The organism is Nonomuraea sp. KM88, from assembly GCF_052245635.1.
Lineage (GTDB): Bacteria > Actinomycetota > Actinomycetes > Streptosporangiales > Streptosporangiaceae > Nonomuraea.
On record NZ_JBQQCC010000002.1, the window covers coordinates 572,945 to 594,091 of the forward strand.

The window sequence follows — 21,147 nt, forward strand, 5'->3', positions numbered from 1 at the left end:
GATGGCGGGCGTGGGCCCTTCAGTGATCATCGCCGTCCGGCACGGGGAGAGCGAGGCCAACCTCGCCTACCGGCGGGCCGGCGACACGCCGCTGGTCTACGAGCGGGGCGACGACGAGGTGACGCTGACGGAGCAGGGCAGGGCGCAGGCCGCCGCCCTCGGGCGGCTGCTGGCCGCACTGCCCGCGGGCGAGGCGCCCGAGCTGGTGTGGTGCTCGCCCTATGTGCGCGCCCTCGACACGTGGCGGATCGCGCGGGCGACCTGGGGGATCCACCCGCTCCCCGTCACCGTGGACGAACGGCTCAGAGACCAGGAGATGGGCGAGTTCGCCCGCTACAACCCCGCCGCGGTCAGGCAGCGGTTCCCCGGCGAGCCGGAGCGGCGGGAGGCGGAGGGCGCCTGGGCCTACCGCCCGCCTGGGGGCGAGTCGCTGGCCGACGTCGTGGCCCGGCTGCGTGACCTCCTCGCCGGCCTGCCGCGGCGGGCCGACGGCCGGCCGGTGCTGATCGTCGCCCACGACTCCGTGGTGCTGGGGCTGCGCCACGTCATCGCCGGCGGACCCGACGCGGAGCTCGCGGCCGTGCTGGAGTTCGCGCCGGTGCTCAACGCCTCCGTGTCGGTCTGGCGCACCGGCGGCGGCCGCTTCGAGCTCGTCCGCTTCAACGACGTCGGCCACCTCGGCCCCTGACCTCCCGGGGCTCGCCCGCCGCGACGGGCCCGCCCGTCCCGGCCCGTGGCCTCACCCCGTCCGGACGATCAGGTCGGCGCGTTGCCGCGTCCGGTCCTCGGCGAACCACGCGCGCTCGGCCACGAACCACGTCCGCCACCGCGGCTCCAGCTCGGGGCCGTCCCGCTCCAGGACGCGTGCCAGGCGCACCGCCTCGGGCGCCTCCACCCAGACGGTGTACGCCAGCAGCTCCGCCACCGAGGCCCTGGCCGTGCCGACCCCCTCGATGATGAGCGCCGGCGCGACGGGCACGGTCACCTGTTCGGCGTATTCGCCGCGCACCCAGTCATACCTGTGAAAACGTCCCGGACGGCCGTGCCGCAACGGATCGATCACCTGCGACTCCAGCGCGTGGAACCAGCCGCCGGGCCTGTCCCACGGCACGGGGAAGTCGTCGCTGTGGATCACCTGGCACCCGAGATCCGCGGAGAGCCGCCGCGCGAACGTCGTCTTGCCCGCCCCCGCGGGCCCGTCGACGGCCACCAGGCGTACAGGGCCGCACGACGGGGGCAGCCTTCCGATGGCAGCGACCGGCGGATTCATCGGACCAGGGTAGAGGAGAAGGGGCCCTCGCCTGAGAGAATGTTCTTTCGCCCCTGGATCGCACGTAGGAGGTTGATCTTGCTCGGACCCCTCGGCGGCATCGTCGTACTGGATCTTTCCAGGGCCCTGGCCGGGCCGCACGCCGCGCAGATGCTGGGTGACCTGGGCGCCAGGGTGATCAAGGTCGAGCATCCGGACGGCGGTGACGAGTCCCGGGGCTGGGGACCGCCGTTCGCCGGGCCGGATCACGACGTTTCGACCTACTTCCTGGCGGCCAACCGCAACAAGCAGTCCATCACCGTCGACATGAAGTCCGCGGAGGGCAAGGAGCTCATCGAGCGCCTCGTCCGCCAGAGCGACGTCCTCGTGGAGAACTTCCGCACCGGCGTGCTCGACCGCCTCGGCTTCTCCGTCGAGCGCCTCCACCAGCTCAACCCGCGCCTCGTCATCCTGTCCATCACCGGGTTCGGCCACGACGGCCCTGAAGGCGGCCGCCCCGGCTACGACCAGATCGCCCAGGGCGAGGCCGGCCTGATGTCGCTGACCGGCCCCTCACCCGACGAGCCCTACCGCGTCGGCGCGTCGATCGCCGACCTGCTGGCCGGCATCCACGGCGCCTACGGCGTGGCCGGCGCACTCTACGAGCGCGAGCGCACCGGCAAGGGCCGGGTCGTGCGCACGTCGCTGCTGGCCGCCGTCACCGGCGTGCACGCCTACCACGGCACCGCCTGGACGGTCGGCGGCAAGGTGCCCGGCGCCGGCGGCAACCACCACGCCTCCATCGCCCCCTACGGCGCCTTCCGCTGCGCCGACGGCATGTTGCAGATCGCCGCGGCCAACGACGGCCAGTGGAGGAAGGTCGCCGCCCTGCTCGGCATCGACCCCGCCGATCCGCGCTACGCCACCAACAGGGAGCGGTTCGCCCACCGCGACGAGTTGATCGCCGACATGGAGCGAGCCCTGGCCGCCGACGACCGCGCCCACTGGCTGGCCAGGCTGGCCGAGGCCGGTGTGCCCGCGGGCGCGATCAGGTCGATCGACGAGGTCTACGCCTGGGAGCAGACCCGCTCGCAGGGCCTGGTCGTCGAGGTGGAGCACCCGGTGCTCGGGAAGATCGAGCTGCCGGGGCCGCCGCTGCGCTTCGACGGGCTCACCGGGGCCGAGCACAGCGCGCCGCCCGCGCTCGGCCAGGACAACGACGCCGTGCTCGCCTGGCTGGAGGCGCGCGAACAATGATCCGCCACCCGCGGCACCGGACGGCGCTCTCATGCGTCACCATTGCAAGGATGTCCGACTTCTAGGGAGTGATAGTGAGCCGTCCGGACGCGCGCACACTGATCGACACGGTCCTCGACAAGGACTCGTGGACATCGTGGGACGCGCCGCCAGCCGACCCGGCGCCGCCCGGCTCCTCCTACGCCGACGAGCTGGCCGCGGCCCGCGCCAAGTCCGGCTACGACGAGGCGATGATCACCGGCGAAGGGCGGCTCGACGGGCGCAGGGTCGCCATCGCGGCCTGCGAGTTCTCGTTCATGGCGGGCTCGATCGGGGTGGCGGCGGCCGAGCGGTTCGTGAGCGCAGTCGAGCGGGCCACGCGCGAGGGGCTGCCGCTGCTGTCCGCGCCGGCCTCGGGCGGCACGCGGATGCAGGAGGGCGCGCTCGCGTTCGTGCAGATGGTGAAGATCACCGCCGCGATCCAGGCACACCGCGCCGCCGGCCTGCCCTACCTGGTCTACCTGCGGCATCCGACGACCGGCGGGGTCTTCGCGTCCTGGGCGTCGCTGGGGCACGTCGCGGCGGCCGAGCCGGAGGCGCTGATCGGGTTCATGGGGCCGAGGGTGTTCGAGTCGCTGCACGGCTACCCCTTTCCCGAGGGCGTGCAGGTGTCGGAGAACCTGCACCGCAAGGGGCTGCTCGACGCGGTGGTGTCGGCCGGGGAAGCGCGCGATGTCGCGATCAAGGCGCTCGCCGTGCTCGCCGCCGACAGGTCCGCCGTCGTGGCCGGCGATCCCCCCGAGGAGGATCTGCGGCCCGTGGAGGCGTGGGAGGCGATCACCCGCTCGCGCCGCGACGACCGGCCGGGCGTGCGCACGCTGCTCAAGCTGGCCGCCACCGACGTGACCCCGCTCAGCGGCACCGGCGAGGGCGAGAACGAACCGGGGCTGCTGCTGGCGCTGGCCAAGTTCGGCACCGCGCCGGCGGTGGTGCTCGGCCAGGACCGGCGCTTCCAGCGCGCCAACTCGCCGCTGGGCCCGGCCGGGCTCCGCGCGGCCAGGCGCGGCATGCGGCTGGCGGCCGAGCTGGACCTGCCCCTGGTGACCGTCGTCGACACCGCGGGCGCCGACCTGTCGAAGTCGGCAGAGGAAGGCGGCCTGGCGGCCGAGATCGCCCGCTGCCTGGCCGAGCTGGTCATGCTCGACGCGCCCACCGTGTGCCTGCTGCTCGGCGAGGGCGCGGGCGGGGCGGCGCTGGCGCTGCTGCCCGCCGACCGGGTGCTCTGCGCGCAGCACGCCTGGCTGTCGCCGCTGCCGCCAGAGGGGGCCTCCGCCATCCTCTACCGCTCGGTCGACTTCGCCCCCGAGATCGCCCAGGCCCAGCACATCCGCGCCACCGACCTGCGGCGCGACGGCATCGTCGACCGGGTCATCCCCGAGGTGCCCGACGCCGCGTACGAGCCGCGCAACTTCTGCGAACGGGTGGGGCGGGCGCTTGAGCACGAGATCGCGCTGCTGCTGCGGGCGGCCCCCGCCGACCGGCTCGCCGCCCGCCAGGCCCGCTACCGCAACCTCGGCAACCCCGCCGGCTGGGGACCGGTCAAGCCGCCGGGTGGCCCGGAGGCGTGACCCCGCCGGGGCCCCGGCCGGTCAGGGCTCCCGCTTACGGCACCGGGACGCGCTCGACGCGGATCGAGAAGACCTCCTCGCGGGGCACCACGACCTCGTAGGCGCCGTGGTCGACCATCCAGTAGCCCAGTGCCTCCGCCTTCATCCCGCTGTGCCCGGTGTAGGCGATGTGCAGGCCGTCGTCGTCCTCGTCGAGCACGATGCACGGCTCGCCGCCGAACGCTCCCACCGTGCGGATCAGCACCAGCCACTCCAGCTGCGCCCTGGGCACGACCCGCCGCCAGTAGCCGGAGGCCGGCTCGAACCCCTCCAGCTCCGTCTCGCTGAACAACACCACCTGGTCGCTGTCGGGGCCGAGGGCGGCGGGCAGGGTGCGCTCGCCGAAACGGGCCACGAACCCGGAGGCGATCGGCACGATCTCGTCGCTCATGCGGAGGGCCGCCAGGTCAGCCCGTCGTAGTGGGCGAAGGTCCGCTCGCCCTCAGCGGTGACGCGGATGATCTCCGCCCCGGCCGGGATCGGCATCGGAACGGTGTGGAACTGCGGCACCACGTGCTCCGACGAGGTCGTGAACCCGTTGCCGGCGAACGGCGGGGCGTCGCTCCAGTCGCCGCCCATGTGCGGCCCGTACGGCACCGCGTAGGTGTCGATGTCGCGGGCGAACCAGCGCATGACATAGATCTCGGGCACTTCGGCGAACAGCTCCGATCCATCGAACGACAGGTCGAGCCCGTGGTAGAGCGCCTCCGGCGTGGCCAACCTGACGCAATCCTGCACCCGGTAGACGTAGCCGGAGATGACCGTGCGCTTGCCCGACAGATATGGCACGAGCAGACGCGGCGGGACAACCTTCTGCATCTGCGTTCCGCTCACGCTTCTACTTTACGATCTGTTGAACCCGGAGCATCCGATGTTCCAGGCACGGCAAGGTGGCGCGGGCGGCCGCGGTCTGCTCGTGGTCGACCTCCACGACCTGCACACCCGGTGCGGTGCCGAGGTCGGCGCGCACCACGCCCAGCGGGTCGACCAGCATGCTGCGGCCCACACCGTAGCCGTCGGACGCCTCGGCCGGGTTGGGCGCCTGGCCGATGGCCGCGGTCCACATGGTGTTCTCCAGCGCCCGAGCTCTCACCAGGGTCACCCAGTGGTCCTCCTTGAGCGGCCCCGAGCCCCAGGCCGCGATCACCGCGAACAGCTCGGCGCCCTGGTCGACCAGCGCCCTGGCCAGCTCGGGGAAGCGGACGTCGTAGCAGGTGATCAGCCCGACCCGCACCCCGGCCAGCTCGACGACCACCGGCTCGGCGCCCGGTTCGACCAGGTCGGACTCCTTCGCCCCGAACGAGTCGAACAGATGGATCTTCCGGTACGCCGCCCGCACCGTGCCCTGGGCGTCGATGGCCACGGCCGTGTTGTGCACGCGCTGGTCGCCCGGCTCGAACACGCCGGCGATCACCGCGAGACCGTGCTCCTTGGCGGCCTCGGCCAGGCCGGACACGAACGGCCCGTCGAGGGGCTCGGCCAAGCTCGTGATGCGCCTGCCGTAGCGGGTGAGCGTGGCCTCGGGGAAGATCGCGAGGTCGGCGCCCTCGGCTCGGGCGAGCGCCTGCCGCGCTCTCTCGAGGTTGGCCGGCGGGTCAGGAGAGACCGGGATCTGGCAGAGGGCGATTCTGGTCACGGCCAGACTCTAGCCGGTTGGGGACCCGCCGAAACCACGTGAGGCAGCGCCAGATCCATTCGAGCGGGCCGTACCTGAACCTCGCCAGCCACCACCTGCTCAGCAGCACCTGCGCGGCCACGGTCACCACCGTCAGAGCCACCACCGACCAGCGGGTCCTGTCGGCGTCGACCAGCGGGCCCGCCAGCATGACGATCGCGGTGCCCGAGACGTAGTTGGTCAGCGCCATCCGGCCCAGCGGCTCCAGCAAAGCACCCGACCACGGCCGCAGCGCGAGCAGCAGCCCCAGCGAGTACGCCGCCGCGCCCGCCAGCGCGGCCACGCTGTAGATGCTCCAGGCGTTCGTGGACGACCACGCGGCCGTCAGCAGCGCGGTGGCCGCCACGGCGACCGCGAACGACGGCAGCAGCAGCCACCTGGGCGGACGCAACTGCCACAGCGCCATGCCGACCAGGAACAGGCCGGGGATCAGCAGCGGCCCGCCGCCGACGGCCACCCCCCACCCGACGACCGCCAGCCCGAGCACCAGCACCGGCAGGCCGGGCGCCAGGAACGAGGCGGGCAGCAGCACCACCGCGCCGTAGAAGGCGTAGTCGGTCAGCACCTCGCCCTCGTAGAAGGTGTGCTGCACGAGCCCGAAGCAGAACAGCCAGAACAGCCTGCTCAGCAGCGCCCACCGGCTGTTGCCGCGCAGGAACAGCAGGAAGCTGATGCCGAACAACAACGAGAAGATGGGGTAGAACCGGCTCTGGAACAGCGCCTCGACGGTCCAGTCGACGCCGGTCTGCTGCTTCGTGGTGTGCTGCCAGGTGTTGACCAGCATGATCCCGCCCACCGCGAAGCCACGGAGAGCGTCGAGCTCACGGATGCGCGTCACAGGAACCAGGTGAACCACCATATGAGGAATCCGGCGCCGATGGCGGTCGCGGCGATCTGGGGCCACCTGCGGTCGCGCAGCAGCGCCGCGGCCGTCAGCACGGCCGACGCCACCGCGATCGACGTGTACGGGCCGGTGGTGCCGGGGACGCCGACGGCCAGGGCGGAGCAGTTCGTGCCGGCCAGGGTGTGCGCGGACTGGGCCATGAGCCCGGTGAAGGCCACGCCGGCCAGGCCGGCGAAGGCCGCGGGCGCCCGGCCTCGCAGCGCCCCGGAGACGAGCTGGACCAGCGAGGCGAGTGCGAACGCCGCGAAGGGCGCGGCCAGCCAGGGGGAGCGGGAGATCAGGTAAGGGGCCGCGGTGACGTGCAGGTCGCCCGGCCGGGTGGCGGCGGTGGGGGCCACGCAGGGAGCGGCCGGCGCCGTGGCCGGGCCGGCGACGAACGCGGCGATCTTCCCTCGGGCGCAGGCGCTGGTGAGGAAGACGGCGTGGGAGGCGCCGGCGAACTCCTCGAAGCGGGCGTCCGGCAGGGCCTGCGCGGCGGACCTGGCGGTCGCCGCGGGGGCGGCGGGGTCGTACCGGCCGCCCAGGACGTAGACGGGAGCCGAGGGGGTGGCGTTCACGGGCTCTGACCTGGGCACCTGCCAAGCATCGCATACCGCTTTGTCTGCATTTATGGTGAAAAGTCGTGATTCTGGGGTGAAGGTGTTGAACGGGACCTCGTCCTGGCACTGCACCGCGTGATACAGCCCCCACACGCGCGCCGCCAGCCGCTCGCCCGCGGCGTCCACCAGCGGCCGCAGCAGCTCGTCACGCCCCTCGGCGAGCCCGCCGACCAGCGCGGGCGCCACCGCGGCCAGGTCCGCCTCGCGCAGCGCCCCTGACATGATCGCGGCCAGGTCGTCACCGGTCACGTGGGCCGTGAACGCCCTGCCGAGCACCGGATCCGTCGTGGGCACCCGCGCCGGCGAGGCGTTCAGCCTGGCCCGCACGGCCGCGAACCGCTCCCCGACCCCCAGCGCGGCGAGCGCGCCGCCGAGGTCGCGATCGGCGCCGTCGTAGCGGCGGGCGCCCGGAGGAAGGAACGAGTCCAGCACCACCGACCGCACGCCGCCCGGGTCGGCCGCGGCCACGCCGAGCATGACCCTGGTCGAAGAGCCGACCCCGAACAGGTGCCACGCGTCGTACCCCAGCTTCTCGCGCAGGGCGACCACGTCGGCCGCGATCTCCCGCGTGCGGTACCCCCGCAGGTCGACGCCCTCCTCCCGGAGCCGGTCGCGGCACCGTACGGCCGCCGCGACGATGTCGGCGGCCACGTCGGCGGGCAGGTCGGCGGCCACGTCGGCGGCCCTGTCAGCAGCCTTGTCGGCGGGCACGTCGGCGGGCAGGTCGGCGCTCCTGTCGGCAACGGGCCGCCGCAGCTGCCCGAGCAGCGCCTGCGCGGTCTCCGGGCAGCCCAGCGACGGCTCGGAGTGCCGGCCGCCGCGCTGTTCGACCGTCACCACGTCGCGATCGGGGAACATCGCGCTCAGCACGGACATCGCGTCCATCGAGGCCGGCCCCGGCCCGCCGCCCATGAAGACCACCGGATCCGCTTCGCGGTCACCGGAGCCCGCCACGCGCACGGCGTACGCCACCTTGACCGTCCGCCCGTTCGTGTCCCTCCGCTCGGGGACCTCCAGGAAACCGCAGGTCGTGCCCGGCGGCATGGCCACCGGGCACGGATGCCGCGCGGCCGTGCCGGAATGCGCGCCGGGGTTGCCGGTGGGGCTCACGGTGGGGCTCACGGTGGGGCTCATGGCGGGAGCGGCGGTGTTCATGGCGGGGGGCGCCGTGAGGGCGAGGGCGAGCACGACCCGAGAGATCACGGCACGAGACTAATAGTGTGGGCACGTGACCGAACCACTTGTTTCCAGGATGCGCGCCTTCGGCACGACGATTTTCGCGGAGATGAGCGCGCTGGCCGTGCAGACCGGGTCGATCAACCTCGGCCAGGGCTTCCCCGACACCGACGGGCCCGCCGCGATGCTCGACCGCGCGGTCGAGGCGATCGGCTCGGGCGCCAACCAGTACCCGCCGGGACCCGGCGTGCTCGACCTGCGGCAGGCGATCTCCGAGCACCGCTCGGCCCACTACGACCTCTCCTACGACCCGGCGGGCGAGATCCTCGTCACGGTGGGCGCCACCGAGGCGGTCGCGGCGAGCGTGCTGGCGCTGTGCGAGCCGGGCGACGAAGTGATCGCGTTCGAGCCCTACTACGACTCCTACGCCGCCTCGATCGCGCTGGCCCAGGCCCGGCTGGTGGCCGTGACCATGCGGCCGGAGGCGGGCCGCTTCACGTTCGACCCCGACGAGCTGCGCGCCGCCGTCACGCCGCGCACCAGGGCCATCCTGGTCAATTCGCCGCACAACCCCACCGGCACGGTGTTCACCAGGGAAGAGCTGACCGTCATCGCGGAGCTGTGCCAGGAGCGCGGGCTGATCGCCGTCACGGACGAGGTCTACGAGCACCTCTCCTTCGACGAGGTCGAGCACATCCCCCTCGCCACGCTGCCCGGCATGCGGGAGCGCACAGTGATGATCTCGTCGGCGGGCAAGACGTTCTCGGTCACCGGCTGGAAGACCGGCTGGGTGTGCGCGCCGCCCGCCCTGGTCACGGCGGTGCAGACGGTCAAGCAGTTCCTCACGTTCACGGCGAGCGCCCCGTGGCAGCTGGCGGTGGCGTACGCGCTGCGGCACGAGTTGGAGTGGGTGGCCGCGCTCCGGGCCGGTCTCCAGGACAAGCGCGACCGGCTCATGGAGGGGCTGACGGCCGCGGGCTTCTCCGTGCTCAAGCCCGCCGGCACCTACTTCGTGCAGACCGACATCCGGCCGCTGGGCTTCGAGGACGGCCTGGAGCTGACCCGCCGGCTGCCCGGCCTGGCCGGGGTGGTGGCGATCCCGACCCAGGTCTTCTACGACCATCCCGAACGCGGGCGGCACTTCGTACGGTTCGCCTTCTGCAAGAAGGACGAGGTCATCGATGAGGCGGTGACCCGGCTCAAGCGCCTGTCGGCCTGACCCGTGCCGGCGGGCGCGGTCCCGTCGGCACGGAGAGCGTCCTGCCGCGCAGCCGCACCGTCCCGTCGTGGCGGGCGGTCACCTGCGGTGGGCGTTGCCGCCGCTCGGCTCGTCCAGCGGGGTCAGCGCGGCCGTCGCCTCCTCGTTCTCCATCCCGGTCGCCTGGAGCAGGTCGACCACCACCGAGCGCAGCTGCGCGATGATGACGTGCGCCGAGAACCCCAGCTGCGGGGGCCGTTCCCGGGCCGCGACGGCGAGCAGGGCCTGCCGCGCCAGCGTCGGCTCGCGGCCCGCCCCCAGCTCCAGCTGCAGCAGCAGCGCCGCCTCCGACACCTCCCGCATGGCCTCGGCCAGCGCGGCCGGGGGAGGGCTGACCTCTCCGAGCGAGGCCAGCGTGCGCCTGATCAGCACGCGTGCGTTCCGCAGCGCGAGGTCCACCGGCATGGCCGCGGTCTCGTAGCGGGCCAGCCGGGCCCGCCGATGCCAGTGCACCGGCGAGATCATGGCGATCTCCTTGCTCGTCTCCAGCGCCGCCTCGAACTCCTCGACCGCTCCCTGCGTGTTGCGGGCCTCCTCCAGCGCCTCGGCGGCCAGCTCCACGTCCCGCTTCTCGATCGCCGCAGCGGCCTGCTCCAGCACCGTCGACAGCGCGTCCAGCACCCCGGACAGGTGTTTCGCGGCGATCATGAACGGGCTGGCGGGCAGCAGCGCGACCGCCGCGATCCCGATGATGCCGCCGGTGAGCGCGTCGGCCATCCGGTCCAGGCCGCCCACGTCCTCGCCAGGCACCAGGGTGGCCACCAGCACGGCCGACGAGCCGGCCTGCGCGACGAAGAGCGCTCCGCTGTTGAGCAGCACCGCCACGGCCATCGCCAGCCCCACCACGAGCGCGAGCTGCCAGGCGCCCGAGCCGATCCAGGCCACCAGCAGGTCGCCCACGCCGACGCCGAGGCTGACCCCGACGACCAGTTCGATCACCCGGCGCAGACGCTGCCCAAGCCCCACGCCGACGCAGATGAGCACGGAGATCGGTGCGAAGATCGGCCGCGGGTGGCCGAGCAGCTCGATGGCGGCGAGCCAGGCGAGCGCGGCGCCGACCGCGCACTGTGCGATGGACGGCGCCATCAGGCCGAACGTGCCCAGCCGTTCCTTCACATGATCGCTGAGCCTCGTTCGCACCACTCCACCTTGGCGGATCTCCGGCACAATGTCACGTTTGCCCCGGCCAGGTGTGTTTAGTCGGGAGCTGGTTCGACGATCGGGAGGGCGCCGCCGACCCGTTCAGGCGTTCGGCGATCCGGCAGCCGCCGGCGACCCGTCCAGGAAGTCGTCCACCACCCGCAGGAACGCGCGGCGCGCGTTGACGTGGACGAGGTGGCCGGCCTCGATCGTGACCAGCTCGGCCCCGGGGATCAGCGCCGCGACGTCCTGCGCGCGCAGCGGGCTCGCCGCCCCGCCCGACAGCACCAGCGTCGGCGCCGTGATCCGCGCCAGCCCCTCCCGCCAGGCCGGGTCGGGGTCGACGAGTTGCCGCTCGGTGTCGTGCATCATCCGCCAGTCGAACCCCGTCGACCCGTCCTCCACGAGCGGCGCGCGGTTCTCCAGCGGGTAGGGCTGCGGCGGATCCTCCAGCACGAGCCGCTCGACCCGCTCGGGACGGCTCATGGCCAGAAGACAGGCCACCACGCCGCCGAGCGAGTGCCCCACCACCGTGGCGCGTTCGATGCCCAGGTGGTCGAGCAGCCCGGCGACGTCCTCGGCCATGGCGGGCAGCGGATATTCGCCCGGACGGTCGCTGGCCCCGTGCCCGCGCAGATCGAGCGCCAGAACGTGACGGCGGGCGGCGAAGTGCTGGGTGATGCCGTTCCAGTCGTTGTGGTCGGCGGTGCGCCCGTGGAGCAGCAGGAGCGCGGGCGCGGAAGGATCGCCTTCCTCCCGGTAGACGAGCCTGATCCCGTTGACGTGCGCGTCGCGAATCACAGGCGCGACCCTACCGCCGCCGCTCAGCGCACGTTGACATCGTCCGCGGCGTTCCTGGGCAGACATTGACCATGAACCCCGCTGACCGGCTCGGCTAGCGTCGCCAGGACAGGGGGCCAGAACAGGGGAAAGTACTGGAAGAAGGGGCTTCGCATGCCGGACCCGATAGAAGTGCGCAAGGTGCCCATCGAGAGCGTCACCGACGCCTCAGGGTTGTCACGGCTCATCGCCGACGGAGTGATCGAGGCGAGCCGGGTGCTGGCCGTCGTCGGCAAGACCGAGGGCAACGGCGGCGTCAACGACTACACGCGCATCCTCGCCGACCGCGCCTTCCGCGAGGTGCTCGCCGAGCACGGGCATCCGGCGCCGGACAGCGTGCCGCTGGTCTGGTCGGGCGGCACCGACGGCGTGCTCAGCCCGCACGCCACCATCTTCGCCACCACGGCCGACGCGACCCCGTCCGAGGAGCCGCGGCTGTCGGTGGGCGTGGCCATGAGCGAGGTGATCCTCCCCGAGGACATCGGCAGGCCCGCCATGGTCGAGAAGGTCGCCGCGGGCGTGCGCGAGGCCATGAAGATCGCCGGCATCGATGACCCGCGCGACGTGCACTACGTACAGACCAAGACGCCGCTGCTCACCCTCGCCACCATCACCGACGCCAAGAGCCGCGGCCAGGACACCGCCATCGAGGAGACCGGCCCCTCCATGGACCTGTCCAACTCCACCACCGCCCTCGGCATCGCCGTCGCCCTCGGCGAGATCGACATGCCGCGCGCCGACCAGATCCACAAGGACCTGTCGCTCTACTCGTCGGTGGCCTCGTGCTCGTCGGGCGTGGAACTGGACCGGGCGCAGATCGTCCTCGTCGGGAACGTACGCGGGATCGGCGGCCGCTACCGCATCGGCCACAGCGTCATGAAGGACGCCCTCGACGCCGACGGCATCTGGGAGGCCATTAGGGACTCCGGGCTGGCGCTGCCGGAGCGCCCGCATCCGTCCGACCTCGGCGGGCGGCTGGTGAACGTGTTCATGAAGTGCGAGGCCGACCCGTCAGGGCGGGTGCGGGGACGCCGCAACATCATGCTGGACGACTCCGACGTGCACTGGCACCGGCAGATCAAGGCGACGGTGGGCGGGGTGGCGGCCTCGGTCACGGGCGACCCCGCCGTGTTCGTCTCAGTCGCCGCCGTCCACCAGGGCCCGTCCGGCGGCGGCCCGGTCGCCGCCATCGCCGACCATGGGTGATCTTCTAGGAGTCCTTACGGCTTCGCCGGGTTCGGCCGCCCGCCGCGGGTGGCTGATCGCCTTCCAGGGAAACGCCCGCTGACCCTTCACCGGCGGACCGCCGTCACGGAGCGCACTCTTGACCCTCACCGTGGTGAAACCCGTGACCGATCGCGCGACGTGACACGGGCACCCGTACGCGCGGGGTTGCGGCAGGGCACCGATCGTGCGGCGGTCGACGGGGCGTGGGCGGCCGATGCCGGGCCGGTGCGGGTGGGCGGTGGTCAGGGCCAGGGGAGGGCGGTGAGCTCGGGCCAGTCCCTGGTCCATCGGGTCACCTTGGCTTCGTACACGTGCTTGGGAGCCAGCCTGGGGTTGGGACGCAGTCGCAGGCCGAAGGCGTCGGACACGCCGTAGGGCGCGTACACCCGCCACTCGCCCGCCGCCGTGATCCGCGCGCCCAGCGCGCACGTCGTGGCCGGGAAGGAGTCGATCGCGTCCTCGGTGCTGTCGTACGGCGGGCACGGGACGCCGAAGCGTTCTTCGTACCACATGTGCACCCTGGCCTCGTTGCGAATCTCCACCGGCACGCCGCCGAACACCCGCCGCCCGATCCTGATCACCTCGTTCTCGGCCTCCCACGACAGGTCGGACGGGTCGTAATAGATCAGGTCGTAGTCCTTGATGCCGTAGCCCGGGTCGCGCCCGGTCACGTGGTTCCAGACGGTCTGCACGATCGCGCCCGCCGCGACCCACCAGCCGGGCAGGTCGAGTGTCCTGGCCTGATGCAGCACGGCGGTCAGCACCGGGTTGGTGCCCAGCACGCGGGGCATGGCGGCGAGTTGCTCGTCGAGGGGAAGGCGCGCGATCCGCATCGCCACCATGATGTCACCCGCATGTCGGCGGTCCGGATCTGGTGACTATGTAGAGTTCGAGATATGCAGAATGGTCCGCGGATGACCATGCCGACCCAGGCTCTGCTCCGCGTCCTCCTCATCGACCCGGAACGCAACCGGTACGGTCTCGAGTTGTGCGAGCTGGCGGGGTTGCCGAGCGGCACCGTGTATCCGATCCTGGCCAGGCTCGAACAGATCGGCTGGCTGGAGAGCCGGTGGGAGGATCCAGAGACGCACGTGGCGCAGGCACGCCCGCGCCGCCGCTACTACCGGATCACCGCTGACGGCGCCGAGCAGGCACGCGACGCCGTCGCCAGGGCATACCGCGCACGCAGACAGCCGGCGCCCGGCTGGCTGCCCCAGCCGGGCACAGCCGGAGGTGGGTCGTGAACGCCGGGGTGCGCGCGCTGCGGGCCAGGCTTCGGGCCGGGTCCGGGCGCGGGTAGTCTCGGGGGTTGTGCCGAGCATCCCGCAGCCTCTGAACCCTGACGACGACGGCCGCGTCGCTCCTGCCGTCGCCGCCGCTCTGGCCGCCTTCGAGGCCGGCACGGCCGGCGACGCCGAGGTGCTGGCCGCGCTGAGCGGCGCCAGGCTGCTCGTGCCCGTGGTCGCCCTGCTGACCGAAAGTGAGGTCGGCGCGCACGGGCTCCGGCAGGAGAAGGAGAGCGAGATGGCCCTGCCCAAGCTCGTCGGGCAGGACGGCAGGCACGCGGTGCTGGCGTTCACCGGTGCCGACGCGCTGGCCAGATGGCGTGCGGACGCCCGGCCCATCCAGGCCACCGCGCTCCAGGTCTGCCAGGCCGCCGTGCAGGAGCGGGCGGCGGCGGTCGTGGTGGATGTCGCGGGTCCTGTGCAGTTCGTGATCGAGGGGGAGGTGCTGGCGGCGCTCGCGGCGGTCGAGTCCGGCACCGTGGGCGAGCTCAGCGGCGTCACCGTCGCCCGTGTGGAGCCCGCCCGCAGGCGCCGCCGCTTCCCGTGGGGGCGCAGGGCCACCCGATGACCCACCCGGCCCTCGCCGGAGGTGACGGCCGCCCTTCCTTCACGCATCGTCCTGCACGCGGACGCGGCTCAGAGCACGTCACCCGGACTGTGTCATGCGGGACGGCGTACCGGTCGCGCGGTCACGACGGCGATCAGGAGCCCGACTCCGGCCACGCCTGGTCCCTCCTGATCGAGCGCACGTTCCCGCCCGGCTCCGGCCGGCTGCGCTGGTTGATCGGCGGCAACGTGAAATGCTCGCGGATCATGTCGACGAGCTTCGCCACCTTGTCGTCGGCCTCGCCGACCTTGCGCTGGTCGAGCGTGACACCCACGACGTAGCGGCCGTGGTCGACCCAGTAGTGGAACAGCGCGCCGCGCTCGACGTCCAGCACGGTCCTGATCACCGTGCCGCTCTCCAGCAGCCTGAGGTGCGTGTCGAGCCGCTGCCCGATCCAGTCGATCTGGCGGCCCAGCTTCAGATAGGAGATCCTGCGTTCCTCGGGTGTCGACTCGTGGAAGAAGTGCTGCAGGTCGGCGTCGTCGAGCACGTCGGTGTAGAAGGCGCAGCCGCCGGGGCCGAAGAACGCCACGAAGTGCAGATCCTCCTGGTCGATCATGGAGACGCAGCTCCCGAGCGCCTTCTCCATCGCCGCGCTGATGTCCGGCTGCGTGCGGATCAGGATCTCCGACTCGCCGATCACCTTGCGCTTGGTCGTGGTCGGCGACGGGCCCGCCGTCGCCTCCAGGTGCGGCACGTACAGGCCGCGCCGGAAGAGGACCAGCAGGTACGTCCCGGTCAGCAGGGTGAACGCGGCGATCCCGATCATCGACAGGCCGAGCAGCTCGCCGGACATGTGCCCGTTCCACAGAACCGGCCCGAACCCGGCCGCGAACCCCAGCACGATTCCCCCGGCCGCCGTCACGGTCATGGCCGTGACCAGCATGGCCGGCAGCCGCCCGCGCAGCCGGCCCGCGATCAGGGCGATCAGGGCCAGCCCTGTCACCACGGAGACGACGGTGATGGCGCGGGAGACGTTGTACTCCTCGCCCTCGATGTACCAGGCCAGCATTTCGAGCAGGACAGGGGCGAGCACGAAAGTCGCGATGACGACCGCGACTCTGACGAACCGATCCCTGTCCACGCGGGAAGTGTCCGTGATCGGCTCGCCGACCGCAATAGCCGAAGCTCCATCCCCGATGGCGGATCGTGCCTTCGAACGCCCCTGCCAGGCGCCCCCGCCCGGCGGGGGCGCAACGACGGCCCGGCTGGGCGCCAGGGCTTGGGGCGGCGAGACGGCGCGGCCCCCGTGGCGGGGGCTTGGGGGCGATCGGCCTGCGGGGGCGGGCCGGGCGGTTTAGGGTCTGTGCGTGGTCGCACTCATGGCGCTGCTCGGACTCCTGTGCGGACGCGCCATCCGGGCGCTGGCCGACGCCTATGACGACGGTGTCACCCCCGTCCCCCCGTGGCCGCCGGCCATCGAGGTGGTGTGCGCCGCCGTCACCGCGCTCGTCGCGTGGCGGGTGGGGCTGCCGTACGCGTGCTTCGCCGTGATCGGGGTGGCTCTGGCCGTGGTCGACTGGCGTACGAGCCTGCTGCCCGACGCGATCACGCTCCCGGCGTACCCCGTCATGGCGCTGGCGCTCGTGCCGACGGGGGAGCTGCCCGCGGCGCTGGCCGGCGGGGCGGCGCTGGCGGTCGTGTACGGGCTGCTCTGGTTCGCCAGGCCGTACGCGATGGGTCTGGGGGACGTGAAGCTGGCCGGGCTCATCGGCATGACGAGCGCGGCGCTGGGCTGGCAGGCGCTGGTCGTCGCCGCCTTCGCCGGACAGTTGCTGGGCGCGCTGTACGCCGTCGCCCTCCTGGTGACGAAGCGTGGGACCCGGCACACCGAGTTCCCTTTCGGGCCGTTCATGCTGCTAGGGGCGTTCAGCGTGCTCTGTCTCGGTTGATGAACGCCGGTCCGGCCACTGGGCCGCACATGGAAGACTTGGAGTCATGTTGCGCTGGTTGACCGCCGGAGAATCCCACGGGCCCGAACTCGTCGCCGTCCTCGAAGGCCTGCCTGCCGGGGTCGAGGTGACCACGGCCGCCATCGACGAGGCCCTGCGCCGCCGCAGGCTCGGTTATGGCCGCGGCGCCCGGATGAAGTTCGAGCAGGACCAGGTGACGATCGTGGGCGGAGTGCGCCACGGGCGCACGATGGGCAGCCCCGTCGCCATCCGCATCGGCAACACCGAGTGGCCCAAGTGGGAGAAGGTCATGGCGGCCGACCCGGTCGACCCGGCCGAGCTGGAGGGCCTGGCCCGCAACGCTCCGAGGTCGCGCCCCCGCCCCGGGCACGCCGACCTGGCGGGCATGCAGAAATACGGGTTCGACGACGCCCGGCAGGTGCTCGACCGGGCCAGCGCCCGCGAGACCGCGGCCCGCGTCGCGCTCGGCGAGGTCGCCAGGCGCTTCCTCAAGCAGGCGCTCGGCGTCGACATCGTCAGCCACGTCACCTCCATCGGCGGCGCCAGGACTCCGGCCGAGACGCTGCCCGGCCCCGCGGACCAGGCCCGCATCGACGACGACCCGGTCAGGTGCGCCGACCCTGAGGGCAGCGCCGCGATGATCGCCGTCATCGACAGGGCGCACAAAGACGGCGACACGCTCGGCGGCGTCGTCGAGGTGCTGGCCTACGGCCTGCCGCCGGGCCTCGGCAGCTACACCCACTGGGACCGCAGGCTCGACTCGCGGCTGGCCGCGGCTCTCATGGGCATCCAGGCCATCAAGGGCGTCGCGGTCGGCGACGGCTTCGAGACCGCCATGCGGCCCGGCTCCCGCGCCCACGACGAGATCGAATACACCGCCGACGACGGCGTCAGGCGCATCACCAACCGCGCGGGGGGCGTCGAGGGCGGCATGACCAACGGCGAGGTCCTGCGCGTCAGCGCCGCGATGAAGCCGATCTCCACGGTGCCGAGGGCCCTGGCCACCATCGACGTCAAGACCGGTGAGGCGGCCAAGGCCCACCACGAGCGCTCCGACGTGTGCGCCGTGCCGGCCGCGGGCATCGTCGCCGAGGCGATGGTCGCGCTGGTGCTGGCCGACACGGCGCTCGAGAAGTTCGGCGGCGACTCCGTCGAGGAGGTCGCGCGCAACCTGTCCGGCTACCTCTCTTCCATGGTGATCAAATGAGTGCACAGCCATCGGCGAGCATCGTCGTGCTGATCGGCCCTCCCGGGTCAGGCAAGACCACGATCGGGCGGCTGCTGGCCGAGCGGCTCGGTGTCGGGTTCCGCGACACCGACGCCGACGTCGAGGCCGTGGCGGGCAAGCCCGTCTCCGACATCTTCGTCGAAGACGGCGAGGCCCGCTTCCGCGAGCTCGAGCACCAGGCCGTGCGCAGGGCGCTGGCCGAGCACGACGGCATCCTGTCCCTCGGCGGCGGCGCCGTGCTCAACGAGGAGACCCAGGCCATGCTCGACGGCCACCACGTGGTCTACCTGCAGGTGGGGCTCTCCGACGCCGTGCAGCGGGTCGGGCTCGGCTCGGCCAGGCCGCTGCTCGTGCTCAACCCGCGCAGCCAGCTGAAGAAGCTGATGGACGAGCGGCGTCCGGTCTACGAGCGGCTGGCCGTGACGACCGTGGTCACCGACAAACGCGAGCCGGCCGAGCTGGCCGACGAGATCGCGAAGGGGCTGCCCGCATGAGCGCGACGCGCATCCACGTACGCGGCGACAGCCCCTACGACGTCGTGGTCGGCACCGGCGTGCAGGCCGAGCTGGCGACGCTGCTCAAACCGGGTGTGCGCACGGTCGCGGTCATCCGCCCCGAGAGCCTGCCCGATCTCGCCGGGCCGGTCACCGCCACCCTGTCGGAGCGCGGCTACGAGGTGGCCGACCTGCCCGTGCCCGACGGCGAGCAGGCCAAGTCCGTCGACGTGGCCGCGCGCCTGTGGTCCGCGCTCGGCCGGCACGGCGTGACCCGCTCCGACGCCGTGATCGGCGTGGGCGGGGGAGCGACCACCGACCTGGCCGGGTTCGTGGCGGGCACGTGGCTGCGCGGCGTGCAGGTCGTGCTCGTGCCCACGACGCTGCTGGCCATGGTCGACGCGGCCGTCGGCGGCAAGAACGGCATCGACACGCCCGAGGGCAAAAACCTCGTCGGCACGTTCCTTCCGCCGGCCGGGGTGTTGTGCGAGCTGTCGACGCTCGACAGCATGCCCAGAGCCGACTACGTCGCCGGCCTCGCCGAGATCATCAAGGGCGGCTTCATCGCCGACCCGGACATCCTCACGCTCGTCGAGGCCGACCCCGAGGCCGCCACCACACCCGGCGGCCCGCACACCCGCGAGCTGATCGAGCGCAAGATCCAGGTCAAGGCCGACGTCGTCGGCGCCGACCTGCGCGAGTCCGGCCTGCGCGAAGTCCTCAACTACGGCCACACGCTCGCCCACGCCATCGAACGCGAAGAGCACTACACCATCCGCCACGGCGAGGCCGTCGCCATCGGGATGGTCTACGCCGCCGAGCTGTCGCGCCTGTCCGGACGCGCCGACCTGGTCGAGCGCACCAGGTCGATCCTCACGAGCGTCGGCCTGCCCGTCTCCTACCGCGCCGGCGCCTGGCCCCGGCTGCGCGACCACATGCGCCTGGACAAGAAGAACCGCGGAGCCAAGCAGCGCTTCGTCGTGCTCGACGACCTGGCGCGACCCGGTCGCCTCGAAGATCCCGCAGAAGAGCTGCTCGAAGCCGCCTACAAGGAGATCTCCGCATGATCCTCGTGCTCAACGGCCCCAACCTGGGCCGGCTCGGCGTCCGCGAGCCCGACGTCTACGGCGCCGAGACGTTCGAGGACCTCGCCACCCTCTGCCGCGACACCGGGCGCAAGCTCGGCGAGCACGTCGAGGTGCGCCAGACCGACGACGAGGCCGAGCTGATCGGCTGGATCCACGAAGCCTGCGACGGCCGCATCCCCGTCGTGCTCAACCCGGCCGCCTTCACCCACTACTCCTACGCCCTGCGCGACGCCATCGCCCAGCGCACCGCGCCGCTCGTCGAGGTGCACATCTCCAATCCCGCGGCCAGGGAAGAGTTTCGCCATACCTCCGTCGTGGCCGGGGTGGCGACGGGCACGATCGCGGGCTTCGGGCTACAGTCATACATCCTTGCGCTGCACGCTATCGCGGAGATGAAGACGACCTCATGAGGCATTACAAGTCCTTCGTCGCTCTCGGCGACAGCTTCACCGAAGGGCTGAACGACCCCGGGCCGGACGGCCACTACCGTGGCTGGGCTGACCGGGTGGCCGAACGGCTCGCCACCGACAACCCCGGCTTCCGCTACGCCAACCTGGCCGTGCGCGGCAAGCTGATCGGACAGATCGTCGCCGAGCAGGTGCCGCTGGCCGTCGAGATGGCGCCCGACCTGGTCAGCTTCTGCGCCGGCGGCAACGACCTGCTCAGGCCCGGCAGCGACCCCGACGTGATGGCCAAGCAGGTCGCGCGAGCCGTACGCGACCTGCGGGCCGGGGGCGCCGACGTGCTGCTGTTCACCGGGGTCGACCCGCGCGACACGCCGGTGATGCGGCGCCTGCGCGGCCGCTTCGCCATCTTCTACCTGCACCTGCGCTCCATCGCCGACCTCTACGGGTGCCGGCTCGTCGACCAGTGGTCGATGCAGGGGCTGCGTGACTGGCGGGCATGGAGCGCCGACCGCCTGCACATGAACGAAGACGGCCACCGGCTGGTCGCCGCGCGCGTGCTCGACGTGCTGGGGGTGCCGTTCGACGACTGGCGCAAGGGCTGGCCGGAGCGGGCGGTGGACCCCCGGGCGCGCCGGCGCGAAGACGCCCAGTGGATGCGCGAACACCTCGTCCCCTGGGTCTCCCGCCGCCTCCGCGGCGTCTCCTCCGGCGACGGGGTCTCTCCCAAGCGTCCGGATCTCTCTCCTTTTTAGTGTTACGGCTCCGCCGGGGATGGCTGACGGCTTTCCAGGGGAACGTCCGTTGACCCGTGGCAGGTTTTCGAGTGGTTACGGCTTCGCGGTGGTCAGCCGCCCGCCGCAGGTGGCTGACGGCCTTCCAGGGGAACGCCCGCTGACCCTTCACCGGCGGACCGCCGTTACGGAGCGCGCTCCTGACCCTCGCCGTGGTCAAGCCCGTGACCGAGGGTGCGCACGGCCGGCAGCGGTCGGGCACCGGAGGCGCGCATCCGAAAGGCTTCTGGCACGCCGTTTCGTCGATGGCCGGGCCAGCAGGCACGCGCAGCCGACCCCGCCGCCCACGCGACCGGCAACTGTCAGCCGCCCACGCGGCCGGTCGGGTGTCGACCGCCACGCGGCCGGTCCGGCGTTGGCCG

Annotated in this window: 23 protein-coding genes; 13 read left to right on the forward strand and 10 right to left on the reverse strand. The window is 72.4% G+C overall.

Annotated elements, in window-relative coordinates; all coding sequences use genetic code 11:
- The first annotated feature begins 1 nt into the window (after position 1).
- Positions 2 to 688, forward strand: coding sequence for a histidine phosphatase family protein (locus tag ACTWPV_RS08400; RefSeq protein ID WP_443151272.1), 687 nt, complete (start codon positions 2 to 4; stop codon positions 686 to 688).
- A 51-nt stretch (positions 689 to 739) separates the two neighbouring features.
- On the opposite strand, the gene ACTWPV_RS08405 is transcribed toward ACTWPV_RS08400, so the two are convergent.
- The gene (locus ACTWPV_RS08405) at positions 740 to 1,270 is read right to left on the reverse strand and encodes a uridine kinase family protein (protein ID WP_443151273.1); all 531 of its coding nucleotides are present in this window, start codon (positions 1,268 to 1,270) and stop codon (positions 740 to 742) included.
- 39 nt (positions 1,271 to 1,309) lie between these two features.
- On the opposite strand from ACTWPV_RS08405, the gene ACTWPV_RS08410 reads away from it, so the two are divergent.
- Complete coding sequence (locus ACTWPV_RS08410; protein ID WP_443151274.1) at positions 1,310 to 2,506, forward strand: CaiB/BaiF CoA transferase family protein; 1,197 nt, start codon at positions 1,310 to 1,312, stop codon at positions 2,504 to 2,506.
- 74 nt (positions 2,507 to 2,580) lie between these two features.
- Positions 2,581 to 4,113 (forward strand): carboxyl transferase domain-containing protein, encoded by a 1,533-nt coding sequence (locus tag ACTWPV_RS08415; protein WP_443151275.1) that lies wholly within the window; start codon positions 2,581 to 2,583, stop codon positions 4,111 to 4,113.
- Between the two features lie 34 nt (positions 4,114 to 4,147).
- Here the strand turns inward: ACTWPV_RS08415 and ACTWPV_RS08420 are convergent, their stop codons facing one another.
- Genes ACTWPV_RS08420 through ACTWPV_RS08440 form a run of 5 tightly spaced genes read right to left on the reverse strand, consistent with a single transcriptional unit; the run spans position 4,148 to position 8,533 of the window.
- Positions 4,148 to 4,543, reverse strand: a complete 396-nt coding sequence (locus ACTWPV_RS08420) for a hypothetical protein (RefSeq protein WP_347644262.1) — start codon at positions 4,541 to 4,543, stop codon at positions 4,148 to 4,150.
- The gene (locus ACTWPV_RS08425) at positions 4,540 to 4,986 is read right to left on the reverse strand and encodes a hypothetical protein (RefSeq protein WP_347644261.1); all 447 of its coding nucleotides are present in this window, start codon (positions 4,984 to 4,986) and stop codon (positions 4,540 to 4,542) included. Before ACTWPV_RS08425 ends, ACTWPV_RS08420 begins: the two co-directional genes overlap by 4 nt.
- A gap of 4 nt (positions 4,987 to 4,990) precedes the next feature.
- Positions 4,991 to 5,788 (reverse strand): carbon-nitrogen hydrolase family protein, encoded by a 798-nt coding sequence (locus ACTWPV_RS08430; protein ID WP_347644260.1) that lies wholly within the window; start codon positions 5,786 to 5,788, stop codon positions 4,991 to 4,993.
- Positions 5,748 to 6,665: a DUF418 domain-containing protein gene (locus ACTWPV_RS08435; protein ID WP_347644259.1), complete on the reverse strand. Its 918-nt coding sequence runs from the start codon at positions 6,663 to 6,665 to the stop codon at positions 5,748 to 5,750. The genes ACTWPV_RS08430 and ACTWPV_RS08435 overlap by 41 nt, the downstream gene beginning before the upstream one ends.
- Positions 6,662 to 8,533 carry an alpha/beta fold hydrolase gene (locus ACTWPV_RS08440; protein WP_443151276.1) on the reverse strand — a complete coding sequence of 624 codons (1,872 nt, stop codon included), beginning with the start codon at positions 8,531 to 8,533 and terminating at the stop codon, positions 6,662 to 6,664. The genes ACTWPV_RS08435 and ACTWPV_RS08440 overlap by 4 nt, the downstream gene beginning before the upstream one ends.
- A 25-nt stretch (positions 8,534 to 8,558) precedes the next feature.
- Between ACTWPV_RS08440 and ACTWPV_RS08445 the strand changes: the two genes are divergently transcribed.
- A complete protein-coding gene (locus tag ACTWPV_RS08445) occupies positions 8,559 to 9,725 on the forward strand; it encodes a pyridoxal phosphate-dependent aminotransferase (RefSeq protein ID WP_443151277.1) in 1,167 nt (388 codons plus the stop codon).
- Between the two features lie 78 nt (positions 9,726 to 9,803).
- On the opposite strand, the gene ACTWPV_RS08450 is transcribed toward ACTWPV_RS08445, so the two are convergent.
- Positions 9,804 to 10,904 carry an FUSC family protein gene (locus ACTWPV_RS08450; protein ID WP_347644255.1) on the reverse strand — a complete coding sequence of 367 codons (1,101 nt, stop codon included), beginning with the start codon at positions 10,902 to 10,904 and terminating at the stop codon, positions 9,804 to 9,806.
- A gap of 102 nt (positions 10,905 to 11,006) precedes the next feature.
- Positions 11,007 to 11,705 (reverse strand): alpha/beta fold hydrolase, encoded by a 699-nt coding sequence (locus ACTWPV_RS08455; RefSeq protein WP_347644254.1) that lies wholly within the window; start codon positions 11,703 to 11,705, stop codon positions 11,007 to 11,009.
- A 153-nt stretch (positions 11,706 to 11,858) separates the two neighbouring features.
- On the opposite strand from ACTWPV_RS08455, the gene ACTWPV_RS08460 reads away from it, so the two are divergent.
- Entirely contained in the window at positions 11,859 to 12,950 is a 1,092-nt protein-coding gene (locus ACTWPV_RS08460; protein ID WP_443151278.1) for a ring-opening amidohydrolase, read from the forward strand.
- A 263-nt stretch (positions 12,951 to 13,213) separates the two neighbouring features.
- Here the strand turns inward: ACTWPV_RS08460 and ACTWPV_RS08465 are convergent, their stop codons facing one another.
- On the reverse strand, positions 13,214 to 13,804 hold the full coding sequence (locus ACTWPV_RS08465) for a nucleotidyltransferase family protein (protein WP_347644252.1): 591 nt from the start codon (positions 13,802 to 13,804) through the stop codon (positions 13,214 to 13,216).
- 81 nt (positions 13,805 to 13,885) lie between these two features.
- Here ACTWPV_RS08465 and ACTWPV_RS08470 point away from each other — a divergent pair, with 81 nt between their 5' ends.
- Both ACTWPV_RS08470 and ACTWPV_RS08475 read left to right on the forward strand, forming a co-directional pair.
- Positions 13,886 to 14,215 (forward strand): PadR family transcriptional regulator, encoded by a 330-nt coding sequence (locus tag ACTWPV_RS08470; RefSeq protein ID WP_443151279.1) that lies wholly within the window; start codon positions 13,886 to 13,888, stop codon positions 14,213 to 14,215.
- A gap of 67 nt (positions 14,216 to 14,282) precedes the next feature.
- Positions 14,283 to 14,825, forward strand: a complete 543-nt coding sequence (locus ACTWPV_RS08475; protein ID WP_443151280.1) for an SseB family protein — start codon at positions 14,283 to 14,285, stop codon at positions 14,823 to 14,825.
- Positions 14,826 to 14,958: 133 nt separating this feature from the next.
- Here the strand turns inward: ACTWPV_RS08475 and ACTWPV_RS08480 are convergent, their stop codons facing one another.
- Positions 14,959 to 15,948, reverse strand: coding sequence for a hypothetical protein (locus ACTWPV_RS08480; RefSeq protein WP_443151281.1), 990 nt, complete (start codon positions 15,946 to 15,948; stop codon positions 14,959 to 14,961).
- Between the two features lie 226 nt (positions 15,949 to 16,174).
- Here ACTWPV_RS08480 and ACTWPV_RS08485 point away from each other — a divergent pair, with 226 nt between their 5' ends.
- The 6 genes from ACTWPV_RS08485 to ACTWPV_RS08510 are packed head-to-tail and all read left to right on the forward strand — an operon-like array spanning position 16,175 to position 20,746.
- Positions 16,175 to 16,756 carry a prepilin peptidase gene (locus ACTWPV_RS08485; protein ID WP_443151282.1) on the forward strand — a complete coding sequence of 194 codons (582 nt, stop codon included), beginning with the start codon at positions 16,175 to 16,177 and terminating at the stop codon, positions 16,754 to 16,756.
- A gap of 46 nt (positions 16,757 to 16,802) precedes the next feature.
- On the forward strand, positions 16,803 to 17,984 hold the full coding sequence (gene aroC, locus ACTWPV_RS08490; RefSeq protein WP_443151283.1) for a chorismate synthase: 1,182 nt from the start codon (positions 16,803 to 16,805) through the stop codon (positions 17,982 to 17,984).
- Positions 17,981 to 18,499, forward strand: a complete 519-nt coding sequence (locus ACTWPV_RS08495; RefSeq protein ID WP_443151284.1) for a shikimate kinase — start codon at positions 17,981 to 17,983, stop codon at positions 18,497 to 18,499. The genes aroC and ACTWPV_RS08495 overlap by 4 nt, the downstream gene beginning before the upstream one ends.
- Positions 18,496 to 19,566: a 3-dehydroquinate synthase gene (gene aroB, locus ACTWPV_RS08500; RefSeq protein ID WP_443151285.1), complete on the forward strand. Its 1,071-nt coding sequence runs from the start codon at positions 18,496 to 18,498 to the stop codon at positions 19,564 to 19,566. The genes ACTWPV_RS08495 and aroB overlap by 4 nt, the downstream gene beginning before the upstream one ends.
- Entirely contained in the window at positions 19,563 to 19,997 is a 435-nt protein-coding gene (gene aroQ / locus ACTWPV_RS08505; RefSeq protein WP_347618235.1) for a type II 3-dehydroquinate dehydratase, read from the forward strand. Before aroB ends, aroQ begins: the two co-directional genes overlap by 4 nt.
- Complete coding sequence (locus ACTWPV_RS08510) at positions 19,994 to 20,746, forward strand: SGNH/GDSL hydrolase family protein (protein ID WP_347644246.1); 753 nt, start codon at positions 19,994 to 19,996, stop codon at positions 20,744 to 20,746. The genes aroQ and ACTWPV_RS08510 overlap by 4 nt, the downstream gene beginning before the upstream one ends.
- Positions 20,747 to 21,147 lie beyond the last annotated feature (401 nt).

What these genes read in the sequence shown, in the direction of transcription:
- ACTWPV_RS08420 (WP_347644262.1), bottom strand. Translation starts at nt 4,543, where the DNA reads ATGAGCGACGAGATCGTGCCGATCGCCTCCGGGTTCGTGGCCCGTTTC.
- ACTWPV_RS08495 (WP_443151284.1), top strand. Translation starts at nt 17,981, where the DNA reads ATGAGTGCACAGCCATCGGCGAGCATCGTCGTGCTGATCGGCCCTCCC.
- ACTWPV_RS08510 (WP_347644246.1), top strand. Translation starts at nt 19,994, where the DNA reads ATGAGGCATTACAAGTCCTTCGTCGCTCTCGGCGACAGCTTCACCGAA.
- ACTWPV_RS08400 (WP_443151272.1), top strand. Translation starts at nt 2, where the DNA reads ATGGCGGGCGTGGGCCCTTCAGTGATCATCGCCGTCCGGCACGGGGAG.
- ACTWPV_RS08470 (WP_443151279.1), top strand. Translation starts at nt 13,886, where the DNA reads ATGACCATGCCGACCCAGGCTCTGCTCCGCGTCCTCCTCATCGACCCG.
- ACTWPV_RS08410 (WP_443151274.1), top strand. Translation starts at nt 1,310, where the DNA reads ATGTTCTTTCGCCCCTGGATCGCACGTAGGAGGTTGATCTTGCTCGGA.
- ACTWPV_RS08405 (WP_443151273.1), bottom strand. Translation starts at nt 1,270, where the DNA reads ATGAATCCGCCGGTCGCTGCCATCGGAAGGCTGCCCCCGTCGTGCGGC.
- ACTWPV_RS08465 (WP_347644252.1), bottom strand. Translation starts at nt 13,804, where the DNA reads ATGCGGATCGCGCGCCTTCCCCTCGACGAGCAACTCGCCGCCATGCCC.
- aroB (WP_443151285.1), top strand. Translation starts at nt 18,496, where the DNA reads ATGAGCGCGACGCGCATCCACGTACGCGGCGACAGCCCCTACGACGTC.
- aroQ (WP_347618235.1), top strand. Translation starts at nt 19,563, where the DNA reads ATGATCCTCGTGCTCAACGGCCCCAACCTGGGCCGGCTCGGCGTCCGC.
- ACTWPV_RS08460 (WP_443151278.1), top strand. Translation starts at nt 11,859, where the DNA reads ATGCCGGACCCGATAGAAGTGCGCAAGGTGCCCATCGAGAGCGTCACC.
- aroC (WP_443151283.1), top strand. Translation starts at nt 16,803, where the DNA reads ATGTTGCGCTGGTTGACCGCCGGAGAATCCCACGGGCCCGAACTCGTC.